We start from the raw sequence: 24,938 nt of genomic DNA, 5'->3' as shown, positions 1-24,938 counted from the left end.
GGCGCGCATCCCAAGGAAGACGGCGAACAACGTCCAAGCCCGTAAACGCGCAGGCCGAAAGCAAGCTTTTTCGGACCTGCGCCGGGGCATGCGGTCACTTCATTTTTAGGGGAGGTACGAATGAAATCTTTGTTTGAAAAGGAAGAACGGTACTGGAGCGGCAAGTTTGACGCCGATGACAGCCTGAGCTTCCTTCCCTACAGTCAATCCTCCAAATTATCGGCCGACGGGGAAGCTGCGGCCGAGCCGGGTTTGCTTCACCGTACTCTGCCGAGCGAAATCTCGGAGAGAATCATTTGCCTTGCCAACGGTTCGGATTTGGCTTTGTACATGATTGTTTTAGCAGGAGTAAAAAGCCTGCTGTTCAAATATACCGGGCGGGACCAAGTGCTGGTCGGGATGCCTTCTTATAGCGCAGACCCCGACGGGACTCCGCCGCCGCATGACATCTTGGTGATCAAGACGTCCGTAAGCCGCGAGACTACGCTTAGAACGCTGCTCGGGGGCATCAAAGCCTCCATCGGCGAGGCGCTGGAGCATCAGCACCTGCCTTTTCGGAAAATGGTGGAGCCGCTCCATCTGGACTATACGGGGGACGGTCTCCCGGTCGTCAACACCGTCGCATCCTTCGCCCCGATTCATCCGGAACCGCTGGGTAACCGGGTGGCGGCCGATACGGTTTTTCGCTTCGACCGCCAAAACCACTCCATCGAGCTGGAAATAAGCTTTGACGGGCAGCGGTACGAGCGGGCATTTGTAGAACAGGCGGCCGACCATCTTGTTCGGCTGCTGTCCGTGCTTTTATTTCAGCCGGATCTGGAGCTTGGACAAGCCGATGTGCTGTCCCCAGACGAGAGGGAGACGCTGCTGAAGCGATTTAATGACACCGAAACCGGGTTCGAGCGGGGGAAAACGATTTACGGCTTGTTCGAAGAACAGGCGGAGCTTTACCCGGACAACGTGGCCGCCGTCATGAACGAGCGGCAGCTGACCTACCGCGAGCTGAACGAGCGATCCAACCGCCTTGCGCGGAAGCTGCGGGAGACGGGAGTAGAAGCGGACCAGCTGGTAGCGATTCTGGCCGAACGCTCGCTCGATATGGTCGTCGGCATTCTGGCGATTCTCAAAGCGGGCGGAGCATACGTGCCTGTCGATCCCGACTACCCGGAGGAGCGCATCCGCTTCATGATCGAGGATTCGGGTGCGCCGTTATTGCTGATTCAAAAGCATCTGCACGAGAAGACCGACTTCGCAGGAACGCGCCTCGAATTGGACGATTTCGTTTGGGGCGACAGAGGGGCGGACTCCGAAGGTGCGCTGGACGCTTCGAACCTAGAGCCGATTTCCGGGCCGCTCAACCTGGCTTATGTCATCTACACGTCGGGAACGACCGGCAGACCGAAAGGAACGCTGATTGAGCATAAGAACGTCGTGCGCCTCCTGTTCAACGACAAGAATCTGTTCGACTTCGGGCCGTCCGACACGTGGACGCTGTTCCACTCGTTCTGCTTCGATTTCTCCGTCTGGGAAATGTACGGAGCGCTGCTGAACGGAGGCAAGCTGGTCATCGTACCGCCGCTCACAGCGAAAAATCCAGCCGATTTCCTGGCGCTGCTGGGCCGCGAACAGGTCACGATTTTGAACCAGACGCCAACGTACTTCTACCAGCTGCTGCGTAAGGTCTTGGCGGACCATCCGTACGATCTGCGGATTCGCAACGTCATCTTCGGGGGCGAAGCGCTGAGTCCGCTGCTGCTCAAGGGCTTCAAGACGAAGTACCCGGAGACGAAGCTGATCAATATGTACGGCATTACCGAGACGACGGTTCACGTTACATATAAGGAAATCACGTGGGTCGAAATGGAGGCGGCGAAAAGCAATATCGGCAAGCCGATCCCGACGCTGAGGGTGTACGTCCTTGATGAAAGCCGCCGCCCTGTGCCGATCGGTGTAGCGGGCGAAATGTACGTGGCCGGGGAAGGCCTTGCGAGAGGATACCTGAACCGTCCGGATCTGACGGCGGAGAAGTTCGTCGATTCCCCGTTTGCGGAGGGGGAGAAACTGTACCGCTCGGGCGACTTGGCGGCTTGGCTGCCGGACGGCAACATCGAATACCTGGGCCGGATCGATCATCAGGTGAAAATCCGCGGGTACCGGATCGAGCTGGACGAAATCGAGACGCAGTTGCTGAAGATCGCCGCCGTGCAAGAAGCCAAGGTGCTCGACCGCGACGACGCGAACGGCCAAAAGCAGCTTGTCGCTTACTACGTTGCGGAAACGAGGCTGGCGGTGCATGAACTCAAGGAGGAGCTCGCCAAGCAGCTTCCCGGGTATATGATTCCTTCGCACCTCGTGCAGCTTTCGCGGATGCCGCTGACGCCGAATGGGAAAATCGACCGCAAAGCGCTGCCCGCGCCGGAGGAAGCCGCGGCCCGAGGAACGGAATATGTCGCGCCGAGAACGCTGCTCGAAATGAAGATCGCCCGCGTCTGGCAGGATACGCTTGGCGTTCCGCAGGTCGGCGTAAAGGATAACTTTTTTGAGTTGGGTGGCAATTCGTTAAGTCTGATGAGGCTCGTTCAAGCCGTTTACGATGAAACGGGCATCGAGATACCGCTGAACCGCCAATTCCACAATGTAACAGTTGAAGCCATGGCTTTCGGAGAGGGGGATCTGGGCCTGGATAAAGGGGGAGACTCCTTCATTAAGCTGAATAAAGTAGGAAATCTGAACGTGTTCTGCTTCCCTCCGGGCAGCGGCTTCGGCATCGGTTACCGAGAGCTCGCAAGCAGGCTCGACGGTCGGTCCGTGCTCTACGGCATTGATTTTATCGACGATGCCGTCGATTACGAGGCCATGCTGAACCGTTATGTGGACGAGATCGTCCGCATCCAGCCGGAAGGACCTTACGTGCTGCTCGGCTACTGCTTCGGAGGAAACCTGACGTTCGAGGTAGCCAAAACGATGGAGAAAAGAGGGTATTCCGTAACAGACGTGCTTATGGTGGACTCGTGGATTAAGCACACGCTGACGCCTTCCGAAACGTCGGAGAAAGAGCTTGAAGAAACGCTTGCCGATTTCGACGAAGAAGAGAAGGAATTAATGAGCAACCCGCTCGTGCGGGAGCGGGTTCATCGGAAGGTCAAAGCGACCTTGGCGTACGAAGCGCAGCTCATTAATTCCGGCACGATCCCGGCCAGGATTTACGAACTGATTGCGAAGGACAGCGAAGCGTTCCGCCTGGAGCACCAATTGCCTTCCTGGCGGGGGGCAACGACGCAAGCTTACGCCGATTACCGGCTGGAGGGTGCGCACGAGGAATTGCTGGAACTCGCGCGCGTGGACGAAACGGCCGTCGTCATCCGGGACATCTTAGAGCAAGTCAAGCGGCAGATCGAAGCGGAGGCCGGGGTACTGCATGGAAGCTGACCGACAGCCGTCTGTTCAAGAACAAGGCACAGCGGCGCCTTTCAAGCGCCAAACCGCTTACGCCGCCTGGAAAGCGTTCCGCTGGCTGATGTCCTATGTAAGCCGTCACAAAGGCTGGATGATCGTCGGTGTCTTGTCCGCGATTGCCGCCGCCGTTATTGAGATATGGACGGGAAGTTTGATCGAGCAGCTGACCACCCAGGCCGAGAAGGGGGCGGGGCCAATCGTTCTGCAAATCGTGTACGCGGTCTTTGTGGTCATCTTGATCGGTGTGCCGGCGAAGTTTTTCATGAGCTTCGGCGTGGAGCGAAGCAGCGCCTCTGCGGTGCAGGATATCCGCAACCATGTCATGCGTCATATCGGTAAACTCCCGGTCTCCTATTTAGAAAAGCAGCACTCCGGCGACGTATTGTCGCGGATCAACAACGACCTGCAGCTCATCCAGCAGTTTATGATTCGGGACCTCGCCCAGTGGTTTTATCATCCGCTGTTGTTCATCGGCTGTTTCGCTTATTTGCTCTACCTCCAATGGGAGCTGATGCTGTACAGCCTGCTGTTATTTCCCGTAGCGCTGCTGGTTTCCCAATGGATCGGCAAGCAGTTGGAGCGGTTGACGGAGGAAGCCCAGACGAACATGGGCCGAATGAACGTCAACCTCCAGGATACGCTTGGGGGCATGCCTATTGTAAAAAGCTACCTGCTATCCGGCATGTTATCTCGCTCCTACCAAGTGCTGCTGCAATTGACGGCCCAAAAAAAGCTGGCCGTGAAAAAGCGGGAAGCCTGGGTCAACCCGCTGCTTTCCACGTTGATGATCAGCCCGATCATTTTCGCCGTCAGTTACGGAAGCTATTTGATCTACAAAGGGCAGCTAGGAGCGGGAGAGCTGATCGCCTTCCTGTACTTGCTGAATCTGTGTCTGGAACCGCTGGAGCATATTCCCGAGCTCATCACGCGGACGTTCGAAATGACCGGTGCCCTGAGAAGGGTCTCCGAAATCGTCGAGCAGCCGACCGAAATGGAAAATGGTCGTTCGCTTCCGAAAGCGAGCGCCGCCCCCATCGAGTTTCAGAACGTAACCTTCGGGTATGAGGAGAGCTCCCCGATCCTGCGGAATGTTAGCTTCTCGGTGCCGGAAGGGAAGACGATCGCGCTTGTCGGAGCGAGCGGCGGAGGGAAGAGCACGGTATTTAAGCTTGTATGCGGCTTTTATCCGCTTGCGGAGGACCAGGGCGAGATCCGCGTGTTCGGCAGCCTGATCCACGGCGCCGATCCGGAGCAGCTTCGGTCGCATTTTTCCGTGGTAACCCAGGATTCATATTTGTTTAGCGGCACGATCGCTGAAAATATCGGCTACGGGCGGGAAGTAGCGTCGATGGACGAGATTATCGAAGCCGCCAAAGCCGCTCAGGCGCATTCCTTCATTATGCAGCTTCCCGACGGCTACCAGACGTATGTCGGAGAGCGCGGAGGCTTTTTGTCCGGCGGGCAGCGCCAGCGCATTGCAATGGCCCGGGCTTTTCTGAAGGATGCTCCCGTTCTGCTACTGGACGAGCCAACGTCGGCTCTTGATCCGGAGTCGGAAAGCGCGGTTCAGGAAGCGCTGGGCGTATTGATGAAGCAGAGAACGACGATGATTATTGCCCACCGGCTTTCTACAGTACAAAACGCCGACGAAATTTGGGTCATGGAACAGGGGAGTATTGTTGAAAAGGGCACTCATGAACAATTGCTGAAGATGAAGGGACTGTACGCCCAGTCGTACTATCAGGAATTTACCGAGTCTGCCGAACGCAGGGAGGTGGCGTACACATGAAAAAGGGCGGATGGCTCTCGCAAGTGAAAGAACTAAGCTACTTGCTGATGTTTATGAACCGCAAGCGCAAAACCCAGTACGCCATTGGCCTGGCAGTGACGGCGCTCACCCAGACATTGTTCCTGATCGCCTTCAGCTTGGTCGTACATAACTTGGTTGATTTCGCCGTGTCCCGAGATACGTCCCTGATAGTGGAAGCCTTTATTATTTTGGGCGCGGCCTTGTTCCTGGAAAATGTGATTTCTCCCTGGTTCATTTACTTATACCAGCGTAGTGTCGAGCTGACTGTGCTGAATATCCGCGAACGTCTTTATGAAAAGCTGTGCCGGGTGCGGCCGAGATTCCTGGAGCAGACGCACCATGGGGACTTGCTGTCGCGGGTGAACAATGACGTAACGACCGTTGAGTTTACATTCTCGCAGGTTTACTTTGTTTTGCTGCTTCAAGTTGTCTTTTGCATCGGCTCCATTGTCTCCATGGTGTTGATCGATTGGCGGTTTGCCGGTGTATCCTTCGTCATTCTGCTGCTGTCCTCCGTGGTCAGCCTGAAATTTGCGCGGGATATTCGCGCCTTGTCCGAACAAGGCTTGCAAACGCTCGGTAAAATGACCGAAAAATTCAAAGATTTTATGGGCGGCATTCAAATTGTGAAGCTGTTCCGCATCCGCACGATTTACGGCCAGTACGAGGCGTTGAACGAACAAATGACGCAGACGCTTCGGCAAACCGCGCAGAAGAACGGCATGCAGGCTGCGGTGAATCATTTTATCAGCTACGTCACGTTCTGCGGCATCATCGTCATCGGCAGTCTTCTTTATGCCTACGGACTGATGGGAATGGGAAGCGTCGCCGCCCTGGCGGTTCTGCAAGTGAATCTGACGCACGCCTTGTTGAACTTGGGGACGGTTCTGTCGATGACCCAAAATTCGCTCGCGGGCGCTCACCGGATTCAAGAAGTACTAAGAGAGGAAGAGGAACCGGAGCGTTTGGGATCTCCTCACAGCGAGCTCGTGTCGGAGGCTGCGGTGGAGTTTCGCGATGTGGAATTTTCCTATCAGGCGGATAAAAAGGTGCTTGTCGACATCTCCATGCAGGTGTTTCCCGGACAGGTCGCCGCTATCGTGGGGGCCAGCGGCAGCGGCAAAAGTACGCTGATCAAGCTGCTGCTCGGCTTTTATCCTGTGGACAGCGGAGAAATCCTGCTCCAAGGCAAACCGTTCGGCCATTACACGCTGGACGAAATCCGCAGGCAGATTGCATACGTTCCGCAGGAGCCGTTCTTGTTTACCGGCACAATTGAGGAAAACATCCGCTACGGCAACCTGGATGCAACGGATGAAGAAGTGATCGAAGCGGCCAAAGCGGCGTACGCTCATCATTTCATTCAGGAACTTCCTGAACAGTATAAAACGCCGGTGGGAGAGAGAGGAGCGTCGTTGTCGGGCGGACAAAGGCAGCGAATTGCGATCGCACGGGCGATTCTCAAAAATGCCCCGATTCTGCTGCTGGACGAAGCGACTTCCGCGCTGGATAACGAATCCCAGCATTGGGTACAGCAGGCCCTGAACGTATTGATGAAAGGGCGCACCACCATCCTGATCGCCCACCGTCTCAGCACCGTGGAACATGCGGATTTGATTACCGTCATGAACCAAGGGACGGTCGTCGAGCGGGGCTGCCATCAGGACCTGATTGCGCTCGGAGGTTATTACGCCCGGCTGTACGGCTAGACCCGCTTTACGGCGGGCGGCTTCTTGCTCGCGAATGCGACAGAGTCTTTTAGCAATCCAAGGTATTACTTTATAACCGGTAGTTACCAGAAAACGCAGACACGAAAAAGGAGGAAGAGTCCGAAGGAGCCGTTCCGGGAATGGCCTGCGCGGTTCTTCTAAGAGTGACTAAGTGACATCTAGGTACAAAGCCTATCTATAAAGAATCTCTAAACCGGGAGTGTGTCGATGTGAGAGAGGATACCAACGAGCAATATGGATTAACGCAAGCCCAGCGCCGAATATGGTTCATGGAAATTATGAATCCGGGAACGTCCATCACGATGCTTTCCGCGACCTACCAGATTACGGGCGAGATCAACACACAGCTTCTGAAGCAAGCGGCGGCAGAGATCGTCAAAACCTATGACGTTTTCCGAATCCGCATTAGCGGGGATTTGCAAAATCCAACGCAGTGGTTCGAAGAGCCGGAGAATGTCCAAGCTAGGATAAGCCGCCTCGAAATAGGCACAACCGAACAATTCTATGCTTGGGTGAAAGAAGTAAGCGAAAAACCGGCCAGCGTGTTCGACGAACACCTCTACCAATTTACGATTATCCATTTTGCGAACGGCCAAGTATGGCTCAATTTGACGGTAAATCATATTATTGCCGACGGCTTGTCCGTCAATGCTTTGCTGCATGCGGTGATGGAAAAATACCTGGAACTGCGCAAAGGCATCTCCAGCAGTTACCAGCCCCCTTCCTATCTAGATTATATTTCCTCGGAGCGTGAATATGAGCAATCGCAGCGTTATCAAAAAGGCAAGGAATACTGGCTGACAAAGTACAACACTTTGCCTGAAACGACCGGCATTAAATCGTATCCGCCATTCTCGATCGGCAGCGAATCCAATAAACTGTCCATCACTTTGGACGGTTCCCGGTATGAACGCATTCTGGCCTTCAGCGAACAATATCAGGTCAGCTTATATACGTTATTTCTGTCCGCCATGTACGCCTTATTGTACAAGCTGACCGACAGCACCGATGTTCCGGTCGGCACGGTTTTCGCCAATCGCACCAGCAAGAAGGAAAAAGAAACGATCGGCATGTTCGTCAGCACCGTGGCTACGCGGATTCGTCTGAATCCAGACAGGAACGTGCTTTCCTTGATCCAAACGGTTTCCAAGGAAAATACGGCGGATCTGCGGTATCAGAAATACCCTTATAACCAATTGATCCAGGATTTACGCGAACAACACGGCCGCAACGATCTTTCGGGGCTGTTCCGCACGTCTCTGGAATATCTGCCTTTGAAAATCGTGGAGTACGAAGAAATCAAGGTACGCCTGGAGGCTCACTTCGCTAGGCACGAGATGGACGATTTGCTGCTGCGCTTCGACCATATGCTGAATGAAGGCCATGTAATTCTCCATGCTTCCTATCGTACGGGTCTGTTCGAGACGGCCGAGATTGATCGGATTATGGAACAGTATGTAACCGTTCTGGACCAGTTTCTTCAGAGTCCCGAACTGCCGGTACGCGAGATTTCTCTGCTGAGCGATGAGGAGAGACACCGCATTCTCAATGTTTTTAACCCGCCGGTGGCAGGGCTGAGCGAGGGAGAAGCGTTTCATCGGTATGTTGAAAATTTTGCTCGGGAAATTCCAAATCATCCGGCAGTCGTCTACATGGACAAACAGCTGACCTACGGCGAATTGAACGAACGCGCCGAGCGGCTGGCTTCTCTCCTTCGCGAACAGGGCGTGGGAAGGGAGACGATTACGGGGATCTGGGCGGAGCGTTCGGTGGAACTGCTGGTCGGGGTGCTCGCCGTTTGGAAAGCCGGCGGAGCCTATGTACCGCTGGACCCCGATTATCCGGCGGAGCGGATTGAGTACATGCTCAGCGATAGCGATGCATCGGTGCTGCTTACGCAGCGTCATCTGTTGGAGCGGGCCGGAGGTTGGTTGGCCGATGACCAGCTGAAGCTTCAAGCTGTCTATGCCATGGACGATGAACAGATTTATAACGGGGATGCCTTAGCCGTGGAATTTGAATCTGCCGACAGCGCCCCGCAAGACTTGGCTTATGTGATTTACACCTCGGGTACGACGGGACGCCCGAAAGGCGTCATGATTGAGCACGGTAGTCTCGTGAATACGGCGGATGCGTACCGTCGCGAGTACCGGTTGGATCAGTTTCCGGTGCGGCTGCTGCAGCTGGCCAGCTTCTCGTTTGACGTGTTCGTCGGAGACATTGCGCGGACGCTGTATAACGGAGGCACGATGGTGATTGTGCCGAAGGATGACCGGATTGATCCGAACCTCTTATACGGCTGGATTCGGGACCAAAACATTACGGTATTCGAATCGACGCCTGCGCTCATCCTGCCATTCATGCAGCATATTTATGAAGAAGGGCTGGACGTTAGCTCCATGCAGTTGCTGATTACCAGCTCGGATGCTTGCAGTGTCACCGATTACCGATTGCTGCAGGAAAGATTCGGCGGACAATTCCGCATCATCAACAGCTATGGAGTTACCGAAGCGGCCATTGACAGCAGCTTTTACGGTGAGCCGCTGGATAAGCTGCCGCCGTCGGGTCATGTGCCGATCGGCAAAGCTTGGCTGAACGCCCGGTTTTACATTGTCGATGCTGCGTTAAAGCCGGTTCCTGTAGGGGTTCCGGGCGAGCTTGTCATCGGCGGCGCCGGGGTGGCGCGCGGGTACTGGAACCGTCCGGATCTAACCGCCGAGAAGTTTGCGGACAGCCCGTTTGTGCCGGGCGAACGTCTGTACCGGACAGGCGATTTGGCCCGCTGGCTAGAAGACGGGAACGTGGACTTCATCGGCCGGATCGACTATCAGGTGAAAATTCGCGGGTTCCGGATCGAACTCGGCGAAATTGAAACGGCCCTGCTGCGTTTCCCGGGCGTCAAGCAGGCTGTGGTGACCGACCGTACGGATGAGCAGGGACAAAAGTATTTGTGCGGTTACGTGGGGGCGGATGCTTCCTTGCAGCTGAGCGATCTGCTGTCCCAATTGAAGCAAGAGCTGCCGGCTCATATGGTCCCGGCCCGGCTGGTGTCTCTTGATAAGCTTCCGCTCACGCCGAACGGCAAAATTGACCGTAAAGCGCTGCCTGAACCGACCGGAGAGGTAGAAGTAGGCCGTGAGTATGTGGCTCCTCGCACAACGCTGGAAACAAGACTTGCTCTCATTTGGCAGCAGGTGCTGGGTATTGCGCGAGTAGGAGTTCAAGACGATTTCTTTGACTTGGGTGGTCATTCCTTGCGGGCCTCCACGCTGGTTTCCAAGATTCGGAAAGAGCTGCAAGTCGAGGTTCCGCTGCGGGAAGTTTTCCGCTACACCACGATCGAACAGCTGGCCCAAAGAATCGGCGGTTTAAGGCAGCAGGAGACGTATGAGATTACAAAGGCGGCTGAGGCCGAGTACTATCCGGTTTCATCCGAGCAAAAGCGTCTGTACGTCCTGCGCCAGCTTGACGGGGCCGAGCGCAGCTACAATATGTCGGCGGCGCTTCTTCTCGAAGGCAAGCTGGACCGCACGCGCGTCGAGCACGCGTTCCGGGCGCTGATTCAGCGCCATGAGACGCTGCGTACCGGGATTGAGCAGGTTCAAGGCGAGCTTGTCCAGCGCATCTATGACGGGTTGGATTTTGCTGTAGATTATTTCCAAGCGAGCGAGCGGGAAGTGGAGCAAGTGGTGGAAGCTTACTATCACCCGTTTGATCTGACTAAGCCGCCACTTCTCCGCATCGGTCTGATCGAAGTCGCCGAGGATCGCCACATTCTGCTGTTCGATATGCACCATATTGTCTCGGACGGCATTTCGACAGCGCTGCTCTTCGACGAGTTCAGCCGCCTGTATCGGGGCGAGGAGCTGGCCCCGCTGCGCATTCAATACAAAGATTATGCCGTTTGGCAGCATTCCGAAGCTTACGGGCAGATGCTCCAGCCGCAGAAGGAGTATTGGCTAGAACAGCTGTCGGGCGAGCTGCCGGTCTTGGAGCTACCGACGGACTTCCCGCGGCCTGCGGTGCAAAGCTTTGACGGCCGAACCGTGAAGTTTTATATCGAGAAAGATCGGACGGAGAAGCTGAAAGAACTAGCGGCACGGACAGGGACGACCCTGTACATGGTGCTGCTGTCGGCTTACACCATCCTTATGCATAAATATTCGGGTCAGGAAGATCTGATCGTAGGAACGCCGATTGCCGGAAGAACGCAGGAAGAAGTGCAGCCGATCGTAGGGATGTTTATCAACACTCTGGCCATTCGCAGCCGTCCGGAGCGTTCCAAGCCGTACCTTTCGTACCTGGAAGAAATCAAGGACATCACGCTCGGGGCTTTCGAACACCAAAATTATTTGTTCGAAGACTTGGTAGAAAGTCTTCACATTCCGCGCGCGACCGGCCGGAATCCGCTCTTTGACACGTTCTTCTCCCTACAAAATACGGAGAACGAGCAAATTGTCATCGAGGGGCTGGAGCAATCGTTTTATCCGCTGGAAAACCGAACATCCAAGTTCGAGCTGCTCTTGGACATTTCGGAGATGGACGGTCAGCTCGAATGTCGGTTGGAGTACGCTACGGCTTTGTATAAACAGGAGACCGCGGAGCGGTTCGCCAGACATTATGACAAGCTGCTCGAAACCATCGCAGCAGCGCCGGACGGGGATATTGCCTCGCTGGAAATGCTCACGGAGGAGGAAATCCGCGAGCTGATGCGCGGTTTCAACGATTCAGAGGCGGACTACCCGCGGCAGCAGACGATTCACGGCTTGTTCGAAGAGCAGGCGGAGCTTTACCCGGACAACGTGGCCGCCGTCATGAACGAGCGGCAGCTGACCTACCGCGAGCTGAACGAGCGATCCAACCGCCTTGCGCGGAAGCTGCGGGAGACGGGAGTAGAAGCGGACCAGCTGGTAGCGATTCTGGCCGAACGCTCGCTCGATATGGTCGTCGGCATTCTGGCGATTCTCAAAGCAGGCGGAGCATACGTGCCTGTCGATCCCGACTACCCGGAGGAGCGCATCCGCTTCATGATCGAGGATTCGGGTGCGCCGTTATTGCTGATTCAAAAGCATCTGCACGAGAAGACCGACTTCGTAGGAACGCGCCTCGAATTGGACGATTTCGTTTGGGGCGACAGAGGGGCGGACTCCGAAGGTGCGCTGGACGCTTCGAACCTGGAGCCGATTTCCGGGCCGCTCAACCTGGCTTATGTCATCTACACGTCGGGAACGACCGGCAGACCAAAAGGAACGCTGATCGAGCATAAGAACGTCGTGCGCCTCCTGTTCAATGACAAAAACCTGTTCGACTTCGGGCCGTCCGACACGTGGACGCTGTTCCACTCGTTCTGCTTCGATTTCTCCGTTTGGGAAATGTACGGAGCGCTGCTGTACGGAGGCAAGCTGGTCATCGTACCGTCGTTCACGGCGAAAAATCCGGCCGATTTCCTGGCGCTGCTGGGCCGCGAACAGGTTACCATTTTGAACCAGACGCCAACGTACTTCTACCAGCTGCTGCGCGAGGTCTTGACGGACCATCCGTACGATTTGCGGATTCGCAACGTAATCTTCGGGGGCGAAGCGCTGAGTCCGCTGCTGCTCAAGGGCTTCAAGACGAAGTACCCGGAGACGAAGCTGATCAATATGTACGGCATTACCGAGACGACTGTTCACGTGACGTATAAGGAAATAACGTGGGTCGAAATGGAGGCGGCGAAGAGCAATATCGGCAAGCCGATCCCGACGCTGAGGGTGTACGTCCTTGATGAAAACCGTCGGCCTGTGCCGATCGGTGTAGCGGGCGAAATGTACGTGGCCGGGGAAGGCCTTGCGAGAGGATACCTGAACCGCCCGGATCTGACGGCGGAGAAGTTCGTCGATTCCCCGTTTGCGGAGGGGGAGAAACTGTACCGCTCGGGCGACTTGGCGGCTTGGCTGCCGGACGGCAACATCGAATACCTGGGCCGGATCGATCATCAGGTGAAAATCCGCGGGTACCGAATCGAGCTGGACGAAATCGAGACGCAGCTGCTGAACGTCGAGGGCGTGGAAGAAGCGGTGGTGCTTGCCCGTCAGGACGGCGGGGGCGAGAAGGCGCTTGTCGCCTACTTTGTGGCGGATCGGACACTGACGGTCAGCGAAATGAGAACCTCGCTGGCCCAGGGAATGCCGGGGTACATGATCCCGTCGTACTTCGTGCAGCTGGAGCGCATGCCGCTGACGGCCAACGGCAAAGTAGACCGCAAAGCGCTGCCGGAACCGCAAGGCAGCTTGCAGACGGGCGTCGAATATGTAGCACCGCGTAACCGGATGGAGTCCCAGCTTGTGAAGATCTGGGAGGAAGTGCTGGGCTACTCCGGCATTGGAGTCCTGGACAATTTCTTCGAGCTCGGAGGCCACTCCTTGCGGGCGACGAACCTTGTCAGCAAGATTCAGAAGGAAATGAACGTCGAACTTCCGCTGCGCGATGTGTTCCGCTATACGACGGTAGAGTCGATGGCTGGGGCTATTGCCAGCTTGGAAGAAACGCGGCACAGCTCAATTCCGAAAGCGGAAGAGAAAGCGTACTATCCGGTTTCCTCCGCGCAAAAAAGGCTGTACGTCCTGCACCAGCTGGATGGCTCGGAGCTGAATTACAACCTCCCAAGTGCCTTGCAGTTGGAAGGGGCTTTGAACGAGGCCAAAGTGGAAAAGGCGCTGACTACTTTGGTGGCCCGGCATGATATGCTGCGCACCGGTTTTGAAATCGTGAATGGGGAGCCGGTTCAGCGTATTCATCCGCTCGTAGCTTTCAAGGTCGAAAAGCTTCAAGCAAGCGAAGATCAGGTTGCGGCCATTCTTGAAGGCTTCATTCAGCCTTTTGACTTGACCCAGCCGCCTTTGCTGCGCGCCCTGCTGATCGAACTGGAGAAAGAGAAATTCCTGCTCGCACTGGATATTCATCATATTGGTTCCGACGGCCTTTCCATGGACGTGCTGCTGCGCGAATTCGTGCGGCTTTACAATGGGGAAGAATTGCCGGAGCTGCGGATTCAATACAAGGATTACGCCGTTTGGCAGCAATCCGAGGAGCAGCGCCAGCGCATCAAACGGCAGGAGGAATACTGGCGTGGGGTATTCAGCTCCGAGCTTCCGGTTCTTGAGCTGCCTCTCGACTTCTCCCGCCCGGCCGTGCAGCAGTTTGACGGTCAAACGCTCACGTTTACGCTGGATGCGGAGAAAAGCGAAGCTCTCAAACGGCTTGCCGGCGATTCAGGGGCGACGCTGTACATGCTTCTGCTGGCTGCGTACTCCGTATTGCTTCATAAATACGCGGGACAGGAAGATATAGTGGTCGGCACTCCGATTGCCGCCCGTTCTCACGCCGACCTGCAGCCGATTATCGGTATGTTCGTCAATACGCTGGCCCTTCGCTTGGGTCCGGCGGCGGAGCGGACGTTCCTGGATTACTTGCAGGAAGTGAAGGAAACAACGCTTGGAGCCTACGAGCACCAAGACTATCCGTTCGAGGAGCTGGTGGAAGCTCTTCAGGTGAGCCGGGATTTAAGCCGGAATCCTCTGTTTGACACCATGTTTTCTTTGCAAAAGCACGAAAGCTTGGATTTAACCCTGGAAGGCTTGCAATGGTCGCTGTTCGACATCGAGGAAAAGACGGCAAAGTTTGACCTTAGCTTTGATATCGTGGAAGCCGATAACGAACTGGTTTGCAAGATCGAGTACGCTACCTCGTTGTTTAGACAGGAAACGGTGGTACGGCTGGCAGGTCATTACGAGCAGCTTTTGACGTCGATCCTGGCTCAGCCGGGTGCGCGGATTTCGGATTTGGATGTCTTGACGGACAGTGAAAAACATGATTTGCTGGTCGGGTTTGACGTGTCGTCTTCGGCTCTTGCGAAGCAACCCGCCGCAGAGGGTACAGGTTTGGAAGCGGATGAGTCGTGGAGAGAGAGAACGTTCCACGAGCTGTTCGAGGAGCAGGCGGAGCGCACTCCGGAAGCGCTGGCGGTTGTCTACGAAGACAGCAAGCTGACGTATGCGGAGCTGAACGCCAAAGCGAATCGTCTGGCGTATGCACTGCGGGCGCGCGGGGTGAAGCCGGAGCAGGTGGTCGGCATTCTGGCCGATCGTTCGGCGGAGCTGTTGATCGGGGTGCTCGCCGTATGGAAAGCGGGCGGCGCTTATGTGCCGCTCGACCCGGACTATCCGGCGGAGCGGATCGAGTATATGCTCGCGGACAGCGGGGCGTCGGTGCTGCTTACGCAGACCCGCCTGCTGGAGCAGACGGAAGCTTGGCGCAGCGACGGAGCTCTAGTGCTGCAAACGGTGCTTGCGCTTGACGACGCCGCGACGTACAGCCTCGGAGCGGCGGAAGCGGCTGTGGGTGTACAATCTTTGGGCGAAGCAGGCGCAGAGGCGGAGGCTTTGGCGCAAGCGGCTGCTGCCGAAACGTCCGCCACGGCAGAAGCCGAGAAGAACGTACTAGCGGCAGATCTCGCATCGAATCCGGCGAATGTGAACAAGCCGCGCGATTTGGCTTACGTCATCTACACCTCCGGTACGACGGGCAAGCCGAAGGGCGTGATGATCGAGCACCGCAGCCTGGTGAACACGGCGGCGGGCTACCGGCGGGAATACCGGTTGGATCAGTTCCCGGTGCGGCTGCTGCAGCTGGCAAGCTTCTCGTTCGACGTGTTCGTCGGCGACATTGCGCGGACGCTGTACAACGGCGGCACCATGGTCATCGTGCCGAAGGACGACCGGATTGATCCAACCCGCCTCTACGGCTGGATTCGCGACTACGCCGTGACGGTGTTCGAATCGACGCCGGCGCTGATCGTGCCGTTCATGGAGCATGTGCATGCCGAGGATCTGGACCTCAGCTCGATTCAGCTGCTGATCACAAGCTCGGATGCGTGCAGCGTAGCGGATTACCGCACCTTGCAGGAGCGCTTCGGCTCGCAGTTCCGTATTATTAACAGCTACGGCGTAACGGAAGCGGCGATTGACTCCAGCTTCTATGACGAGCCTCTGGAAAAGCTGCCGAAGACGGGCAGCGTGCCGATCGGGAAAGCGTGGCTGAACGCCAAGTTCTACATCGTGGATGCGCATCTGAAGCCGGTGCCGGTCGGGGTGCTAGGCGAGCTGGTCATCGGCGGAGTCGGAGTGGCGCGCGGGTACTTGAACCGTCCGGAGCTGACGGAAGAGAAGTTCGTAGACAGCCCGTTCGCCGCGGGCGAGCGGCTGTACCGCACGGGAGACTTGGCGCGGTGGATGGAAGACGGGAACGTGGACTTCATCGGCCGGATCGACAACCAGGTGAAAATCCGGGGGTACCGGATTGAGACGGGTGAAGTCGAAGCGAAGCTGCTGAGTGTAGGTGGCGTGAAGGAAGCGGTCGTCATCGTCAGGGAAGATCAAGAAGGTCAGAAAGCTTTGTGCGCTTATTATACAGCGGAAGAAGACTTGACGGCGGCGGACCTGAAGCGGGCGATTGCCAGCGAGCTGCCGGGGTACATGATCCCGTCGTACTTCGTGGAGCTGGAGTGCCTGCCTCTAACGCCGAACGGAAAGATCGACCGGAAGGCGCTGCCGGCACCGGAAGGGGGAGCAGGCGGAGGCCGCGAATACGTGGCGCCGCGCACCGAACTGGAGGCGAAGCTGGCCGCCATTTGGCAGGATGTGCTTGTTCGGGAGAAGGCGGTAGGCGTAACGGACAACTTCTTCGACCTCGGCGGGCACTCCCTGCGGGCGACGACGCTGGTCAGCAAAATGCATAAGGAGCTAGGCGTTGAATTCCCGCTTCGCGACGTATTCCGCTACTCGACGGTTGAAGAAATGGCCGCGGCTATGGAGCGGCTGGAGATCGGCTCGTTCACGGCTATTCCGGCTGCGGAACCTAGCGAGTATTATCCGCTCTCTTCCGCTCAGAAACGTCTCTATATCTTGAACCAGCTGGAAGGAGCCGAGCTGAGCTACAACATACCGGGAGCTATGCTGCTCGAAGGGGAGCTCGACCGGCAGCGGTTTGAAGAAGCGTTCCGCGGGCTCGTAGCTCGTCATGAAACGCTGCGTACCGGCTTTGAGATGGTAAAAGGCGAAGCGGTTCAGCGGATTTACGAAGAAGCCGCCTTCCAGGTGGAATATGTGCAGATCAGCGAGGAGCAGGCAGAAGAAACGGTGCGCCAATTCGTTCGTCCGTTTGATCTAGCGAAGCCGCCACTTCTGCGGGTAGGCCTTGCTGAACTGGCGCCGGACCGGCACATTCTAATGTTCGATACGCATCATATCGTATCTGACGGCGTTTCGGTTGACGTACTGATCGAAGAGTTCGTCCGCTTGTACAGCGGGGAGCAGTTGGAGCCGCTCCGCATTCAGTACAAAGATTATGCGGTATGGCAGCAATCGGACGAGCAGAAAGCTCAGCTTGCCAAGCAGGAAGCCTACTGGCTCGACATGTTCCGCGGAGAACTGCCGGTTTTGGAATTGCCGACGGACTATCCGCGCCCGGCTATGCAGAGCTACGAGGGCCGCACGCTGCAATTGTTTATGGATAGCGAGAAAAGCGAGGGTCTGAAACGGCTTGCAGCCGAGAACGGCGCAACGCTTTACATGGTTCTGCTTGCTGGTTATACAATGTTATTGCATAAGTATACAGGGCAAGAAGACGTGGTGGTCGGTACGCCGATTGCGGGAAGAAATCACAGCGACGTTCAGCCGCTGATCGGGATGTTCGTCAATACCCTGGCCATCCGCAGTTATCCGGCTGCCGGTAAGACGTTCCTTGACTACTTGAAGGAAATCAAGGAGACGACGCTGGGCGCTTTTGAACATCAGAATTATCCGTTTGAGGAACTGGTGGATAAGGTGAATGTGGCTCGCGATTTAAGCCGCAATCCGCTGTTCGATACGATGTTTGCTTTGCAGAATACAGAGAATTTGGAAATCCAGCTCCCCGGACTCCATTTGTCGACGTATGCCAGCGAAGAAATTGTTTCTAAATTCGATCTCAGCTTGGACGTCACAGAGATCGAGGAAGGCTTGGAATATCTGTTTGAATACGCCACTGCTCTTTATAAAACTGAAACAGTGGAAAAATTGGCCGCTCACTACTTGCAGCTGCTTGAATCCATTCTCGGCAACCCGTCGGCGACGATTGCCGAGCTGGGCATTTTGACACCGTCGGAAAAAGAGCAAATTCTTGGCGCGTTTAACCCGGCGCAGCCGGAAGCGGCTCCTGCGGCCGCGTTCCACCGGCTGTTCGAGGAACAGGCGGAGCGCACGCCGGAAGCGGCGGCCGTCGTGTACGAGAACGACCGGCTGACGTATGCGGAGCTGAACGAGCGGGCGAACCGCTTGGCGGCTACGCTGCGCACAAGCGGCATCGGCCGGGAGACGATCGTCGGCATTCTCGCCGAGCGTTCGGTGGACTTGCTGGTGGCCGTGCTGGCCGTCTGGAAAGCAGGCGGGGCGTATGTGCCGCTCGACCCGGATTACCCGGCGGAGCGCGTGCGGTTCATGCTCGAAGACAGCGGAGCGAAGGTGCTGCTGACGCAAACGGCGCTGCGAGAGCGCGCCGAAGCCTGGCTCGGCGAAGAGGAGCTGGCGCTGGCGGCGGTGCTGTACCTGGACGACGAAACTTCGTACAGCGAGGAGCGGATGAATGCCGACAGCTTCCATGAAGCCCGTTCGGAGGATCTGGCGTACGTGATCTATACGTCGGGAACGACGGGCAAGCCGAAGGGCGTGATGATCGAGCACCGCAGCCTGGTGAATACGGCGGCGGGCTACCGGCGGGAATACCAGTTGGATCAGTTCCCGGTGCGGCTGTTGCAGCTCGCAAGCTTCTCTTTTGACGTGTTCGTGGGAGATATCGCGCGGACGCTGTACAACGGCGGCACGATGGTGATTGTGCCGAAGGACGACCGGATTGATCCGTCTCGTCTGCACCATTGGATTGAGCAGGAGCGGGTCACCATCTTCGAATCGACGCCGGCGCTGATCGTGCCGTTCCTGGAGTACGTGCACGAGCATCAACTGGATATGAGCGGGATGGAGCTGTTGATCACGAGCTCGGACAGCTGCAGCGTGGCGGATTACCGGACCTTGCAGGAACGCTTCGGCTCGTTGTTCCGGATCATCAACGCATACGGCGTGACGGAAGCGGCGATCGACTCCAGCTTCTACGACGAGGAGCTGGCGAAGCTGCCGCAGACAGGCAATGTGCCGATCGGCAAAGCGTGGCTGAACGCCAAGTTCTACATCGTGGATGCGCATCTGAATCCGGTGCCGGTCGGGGTGCTGGGCGAGCTGGTCATCGGCGGAGTCGGAGTGGCGCGCGGGTACTTGAACCGTCCGGAGCTGACGGAAGAGAAGTTCGTAGACAGCCCGTTCGCCGCGGGCGAGCGGCTGTACCGCACGGGAGACTTGGCGCGGTGGATGGAAGACGGGAACGTGGACTTCATCGGCCGGATCGACAACCAGGTGAAAATCCGGGGGTACCGGATTGAGACAGGCGAAGTCGAAGCGAAGCTGCTGAGTGTAGATGGCGTGAAGGAAGCGGTCGTCGTCGTCAGGGAAGATCAAGAAGGTCAGAAAGCTTTGTGCGCTTATTATACAGCGGAAGAAGGCTTGACAGCGGCGGATCTGAAGCGGGCGATTGCCAGCGAGCTGCCGGGGTACATGATCCCGTCGTACTTCGTGGAGCTGGAGCGCCTGCCTCTGACGCCGAACGGAAAGATCGACCGGAAGGCGCTGCCGGCACCGGAAGGGGGGGCAGGAGGCCGCGAATACGTGGCGCCGCGCACCGAACTGGAGGCGAAGCTGGCCGCCATTTGGCAGGATGTGCTTGTTCGGGAGAAGGCGGTAGGCGTAACGGACAACTTCTTCGACCTCGGCGGACACTCCCTGCGGGCGACGACGCTGGTCAGCAAAATGCATAAGGAGCTAGGCGTTGAATTCCCGCTTCGCGACGTATTCCGCTACTCGACGGTTGAAGAAATGGCCGCGGCTATGGAGCGGCTGGAGATCGGCTCGTTCACGGCTATTCCGGCTGCGGAACCTAGCGAGTATTATCCGCTCTCTTCCGCTCAGAAACGTCTCTATATCTTGAACCAGCTGGAAGGAGCCGAGCTGAGCTACAACATACCGGGAGCTATGCTGCTCGAAGGGGAGCTCGACCGGCAGCGGTTTGAAGAAGCGTTCCGCGGGCTCGTAGCTCGTCATGAAACGCTGCGTACCGGCTTTGAGATGGTAAAAGGCGAAGCGGTTCAGCGGATTTACGAAGAAGCCGCCTTCCAGGTGGAATATGTGCAGATCAGCGAGGAGCAGGCAGAAGAAACGGTGCGCCAATTCGTTCGTCCGTTTGATCTAGCGAAGCCGCCACTTCTGCGGGTAGGCCTTGCTGAACTGGCGCCGGACCGGCACATTCTAATGTTCGATACGCATCATATCGTATCTGACGGCGTTTCGGTTGACGTACTGATCGAAGAGTTCGTCCGCTTGTACAGCGGGGAGCAGTTGGAGCCGCTCCGCATTCAGTACAAAGATTATGCGGTATGGCAGCAATCGGACGAGCAGAAAGCTCAGCTTGCCAAGCAGGAAGCCTACTGGCTCGACATGTTCCGCGGAGAACTGCCGGTTTTGGAATTGCCGACGGACTATCCGCGCCCGGCTATGCAGAGCTACGAGGGCCGCACGCTGCAATTGTTTATGGATAGCGAGAAAAGCGAGGGTCTGAAACGGCTTGCAGCCGAGAACGGCGCAACGCTTTACATGGTTCTGCTTGCTGGTTATACAATGTTATTGCATAAGTATACAGGGCAAGAAGACGTGGTGGTCGGTACGCCGATTGCGGGAAGAAATCACAGCGACGTTCAGCCGCTGATCGGGATGTTCGTCAATACCCTGGCCATCCGCAGTTATCCGGCTGCCGGTAAGACGTTCCTTGACTACTTGAAGGAAATCAAGGAGACGACGCTGGGCGCTTTTGAACATCAGAATTATCCGTTTGAGGAACTGGTGGATAAGGTGAATGTGGCTCGCGATTTAAGCCGCAATCCGCTGTTCGATACGATGTTTGCTTTGCAGAATACAGAGAATTTGGAAATCCAGCTCCCCGGACTCCATTTGTCGACGTATGCCAGCGAAGAAATTGTTTCTAAATTCGATCTCAGCTTGGACGTCACAGAGATCGAGGAAGGCTTGGAATATCTGTTTGAATACGCCACTGCTCTTTATAAAACCGAAACGGTGGAGAAATTGGCCGCTCACTACTTGCAGTTGCTTGAATCCATTCTCCGTAACCCGTCGGCGACGATTGCCGAGCTGGGCATTTTGACACCGGCGGAAAAAGATCAAATTCTCGGCGCGTTTAACCCGGCGCAGCCGGAAGCGGCTCCTGCGGCGGCGTTCCACCAGCTGTTTGAGGAACAGGCGAAGCGCACGCCGGAAACGGCAGCTGTCGTGTACGAGAATGACCGGCTGACGTATGCAGAGCTGAACGAGCGGGCGAACCGCTTGGCGGCCACGCTGCGCACAAGCGGCATCGGCCGGGAGACGATCGTCGGCATTCTCGCCGAGCGTTCGGTGGACTTGCTGGTGGCCGTGCTGGCCGTCTGGAAAGCGGGCGGGGCGTATGTGCCGCTCGACCCGGATTACCCGGCGGAGCGCGTGCGGTTCATGCTCGAAGACAGCGGAGCGAAGGTGCTGCTGACGCAAACGCTGCTGCGAGAGCGCGCCGAAGCCTGGCTCGACGAAGAGGAGCTGGGGCTGGCGGCGGTGCTGTACCTGGACGACGAAGCGTCGTACAGCGAGGAGCGGGCGAATGCGCCGCTGGAAGCGGATGATCACTTGCACGAATGCCGTCCGGAGGACCTGGCGTACGTGATCTACACGTCGGGAACGACGGGCAAGCCAAAGGGCGTGATGATCGAGCACCGCAGCCTGGTGAACACGGCGGCGGGCTACCGGCGGGAATACCGGTTGAATCAGTTCCCGGTGCGGCTGCTGCAGCTCGCAAGCTTCTCGTTTGACGTGTTCGTGGGAGATATCGCGCGGACGCTGTACAACGGAGGCACGATGGTGATTGTGCCGAAGGACGACCGGATCGATCCGTCTCGTCTGCACTACTGGATCAGCCAGCAGCAAGTGACGATCTTCGAATCGACGCCGGCGCTGATCGTGCCGTTCCTGGAGTACGTGCACGAGCATCAACTGGATATGAGCGGGATGGAGCTGTTGATCACGAGCTCGGACAGCTGCAGCGTGGCGGATTACCGGACCTTGCAGGAACGCTTCGGCTCGTTGTTCCGGATCATCAACGCATACGGCGTGACGGAAGCGGCGATCGACTCCAGCTTCTACGACGAGGAGCTGGCGAAGCTGCCGCAGACAGGCAATGTGCCGATCGGCAAAGCGTGGCTGAACGCCAAGTTCTACATCGTGGATGCGCATCTGAATCCGGTGCCGGTCGGGGTGCTGGGCGAGCTGGTCATCGGCGGAGTCGGAGTGGCGCGCGGGTACTTGAACCGTCCGGAGCTGACGGAAGAGAAGTTCGTAGACAGTCCGTTCGCCGCGGGCGAGCGGTTGTACCGCACGGGAGACTTGGCGCGGTGGATGGAAGACGGCAACGTGGACTTCATCGGCCGGATCGACAACCAGGCGAAAATCCGGGGGTACCGGATCGAGACGGGCGAGATCGAGTCGCAGCTGCTGCGGGTGGAAGGCGTGCGCGAAGCGGTGGTGCTGGTTCGAAGTGACGCGAACGGGCAGAAAGCGCTGTGCGCGTACTACACAACGGATGGCGAACTGACGGTGGCAGACCTGAAACGGGCGATCTCCAGCGAGCTGCCGGGGTACATGATCCCGTCGTACTTCGTCGAGCTGGAGCGCCTGCCTCTGACGCCGAACGGGAAAATCGACCGGAAGGCGCTGCCGGCGCCGGAAGGGGGAGCAAGCGCAGGCCGCGAATACGTGGCGCCGCGCACCGAACTGGAGGCGAAACTGGTCGCCATCTGGCAGGGCGTGCTCGGGCCGGTCACGATTGGCGTGACGGACAACTTCTTCGACCTCGGCGGGCACTCCCTGCGGGCGACGACGCTAGTCAGCAAGGTGCACAAGGAACTGAGTGTGGACCTGCCACTGCGCGATGTGTTCCGGCACTCGACCATCGAAGCGATGGCCGAGGCGATCAGCCAATTGGAGCGGCAAGAACACCTCTCCATTCCGGTTCTGGATAAGAGGGATTACTATCCGCTTTCCTCCGTGCAAAAACGGCTGTACATCCAGCAGCAGATGGAAGGCGCCGAGCTTAGCTACAACATGTCCGGCATGACGGTTCTCGTCGGGCGCTTGGAACGGAATCAATTCGAGGCGGCGCTCAATGGATTGATAGCTCGTCACGAAATTTTGCGAACCGGCTTCGAAATGGTCGACGGCGAACCGGTACAACGGATTTATCCGGACTTGAAGTTTGCCGTCGAGTATACGAAAGCGACGGAAAGTGAAACGAAGAGCATCGTAGACGGCTTTGTGCGCGTCTTTGATTTGGAGCGGCCGCCGCTGCTGCGTGTGGGCTTAGTCGAATGGGAAGCGGAACGGCATCTACTCATGCTGGACATTCATCATATCGTCACGGATGGCATGTCGATGGGCATCTTCGTCGAAGAGCTGCTGCGCCTGTATAACGGTGAGACTCTGGAACCGCTTCGGATTCAATACAAGGAATTCGCCGCTTGGCAGCAGTCAGAACCTGTAAAAGAGCGGCTGAAACGTCAGGAAGCCTACTGGCTGGACGTGCTGGAAGGCGAACTGCCGACGCTTGAACTGCCTACGGACTTTGTCAGACCTGCCGCTCGCAGCTTTGAGGGAGATGTGCTGCCTTTCAGCATCGACAAGCAGATGACCGACAGCTTGCAGCGCATCGCCGATGAGAACGGTGCCACCCTTTATATGGTGTTATTGGCGGCCTATTCAATCCTGCTCAGCAAGTACTCGGGACAAGAAGACTTCATTGTAGGCATGCCGGTTTCGGGCCGCACACATGCCGACCTGGAGCCGCTCATCGGAATGTTTGTCAACACTTTGGCGATTCGCCATTATCCGTCCGGGGAGAAGGCGTTCCTCGCTTACTTGAACGAAGTCAAAGAAACGATGCTGGGGGCCTACGACCACCAGGATTATCCGTTCGAGGAGCTTGTGAAAAAGCTGCAGGCGCCGCGAGATCAAAGCCGCAATCCTGTATTCGATGTCATGTTTGCTTTGGAAACCAAGGAAGATAACGTTCAAAGCTTCGGGGATATCAAGATCGAATCTTATCCGGAAACTCATACGGTTTCCCAATTTGATCTTACCTTGGTCATTTCGTTGCTGGATGAGGGAATGAACGGGCAGTTTGAATATGCCACCAAGTTGTTTACGCGCAATCTGATCGACAATTTCGCTCAGGACCTGCTCGTAATCATCACCCAAATTTGCGAACAGCCTTCGGTGCTGTTGAAGGATATTTCCCTGAACGGGCAATTCGAACAGGAGCAAGATGTGCTAGAGGCCATTGATATTATTTTCTAATCCCTTACCCGGCTTGGGTGTATGCCGTATTTCTCTCGGCACGCATCCTGCCGGGTGTTTTTTTAAAAATGAAAAAGAAAAATCCACCACAGGAATCTGACGTCAAGTGCCACTGAGTAACTATTTCGATTTATTGGAAAATCGACAAAACACAACAGAAATCGTAGTTTACCTTTGGTATACTAAGAATCAAACCATTTAAACAGAGATAATTCCACCATAAAATCCGAATACCCGAAAAACGAAAAGAAGTAATTGCCGATCATTGCAGACGAGTTTAATTTTTTGACTATGACACCAGAAGAACAACAAAAGGCACACGAAGACTACAGGAAGAAATACAGATATCTAAAACGTGCGCCGCGGCTACTCGTTTAC

The 24,938-nt window shown here is 56.6% G+C and carries 4 protein-coding genes; all 4 read left to right on the top strand.

Annotated elements, in window-relative coordinates:
* Positions 1-120 precede the first annotated feature (120 nt).
* The 4 genes from ACH59B_RS21935 to ACH59B_RS21920 all read left to right on the top strand — a co-directional run bounded on the left by ACH59B_RS21935 (position 121) and on the right by ACH59B_RS21920 (position 24,560).
* Positions 121-3,429 (top strand): amino acid adenylation domain-containing protein, encoded by a 3,309-nt coding sequence (locus ACH59B_RS21935; RefSeq protein ID WP_103042596.1) that lies wholly within the window; start codon positions 121-123, stop codon positions 3,427-3,429.
* Entirely contained in the window at positions 3,419-5,245 is a 1,827-nt protein-coding gene (locus ACH59B_RS21930; protein WP_016818388.1) for an ABC transporter ATP-binding protein, read from the top strand. The genes ACH59B_RS21935 and ACH59B_RS21930 overlap by 11 nt, the downstream gene beginning before the upstream one ends.
* A complete protein-coding gene (locus tag ACH59B_RS21925; RefSeq protein ID WP_029514286.1) occupies positions 5,242-6,975 on the top strand; it encodes an ABC transporter ATP-binding protein in 1,734 nt (577 codons plus the stop codon). The genes ACH59B_RS21930 and ACH59B_RS21925 overlap by 4 nt, the downstream gene beginning before the upstream one ends.
* 230 nt (positions 6,976-7,205) lie before the next feature.
* Positions 7,206-24,560 (top strand): non-ribosomal peptide synthase/polyketide synthase, encoded by a 17,355-nt coding sequence (locus ACH59B_RS21920; RefSeq protein WP_404302673.1) that lies wholly within the window; start codon positions 7,206-7,208, stop codon positions 24,558-24,560.
* Positions 24,561-24,938: the final 378 nt, after the last annotated feature.

The organism is Paenibacillus sp. DP01 (assembly GCF_044784315.1).
GTDB lineage: Bacteria > Bacillota > Bacilli > Paenibacillales > Paenibacillaceae > Paenibacillus > Paenibacillus polymyxa.
This window is presented reverse-complemented; position numbering and strand designations above follow the sequence as displayed.

What these genes read in the sequence shown, in the direction of transcription:
- ACH59B_RS21935 (WP_103042596.1), top strand. Translation starts at nt 121, where the DNA reads ATGAAATCTTTGTTTGAAAAGGAAGAACGGTACTGGAGCGGCAAGTTT.
- ACH59B_RS21925 (WP_029514286.1), top strand. Translation starts at nt 5,242, where the DNA reads ATGAAAAAGGGCGGATGGCTCTCGCAAGTGAAAGAACTAAGCTACTTG.
- ACH59B_RS21930 (WP_016818388.1), top strand. Translation starts at nt 3,419, where the DNA reads ATGGAAGCTGACCGACAGCCGTCTGTTCAAGAACAAGGCACAGCGGCG.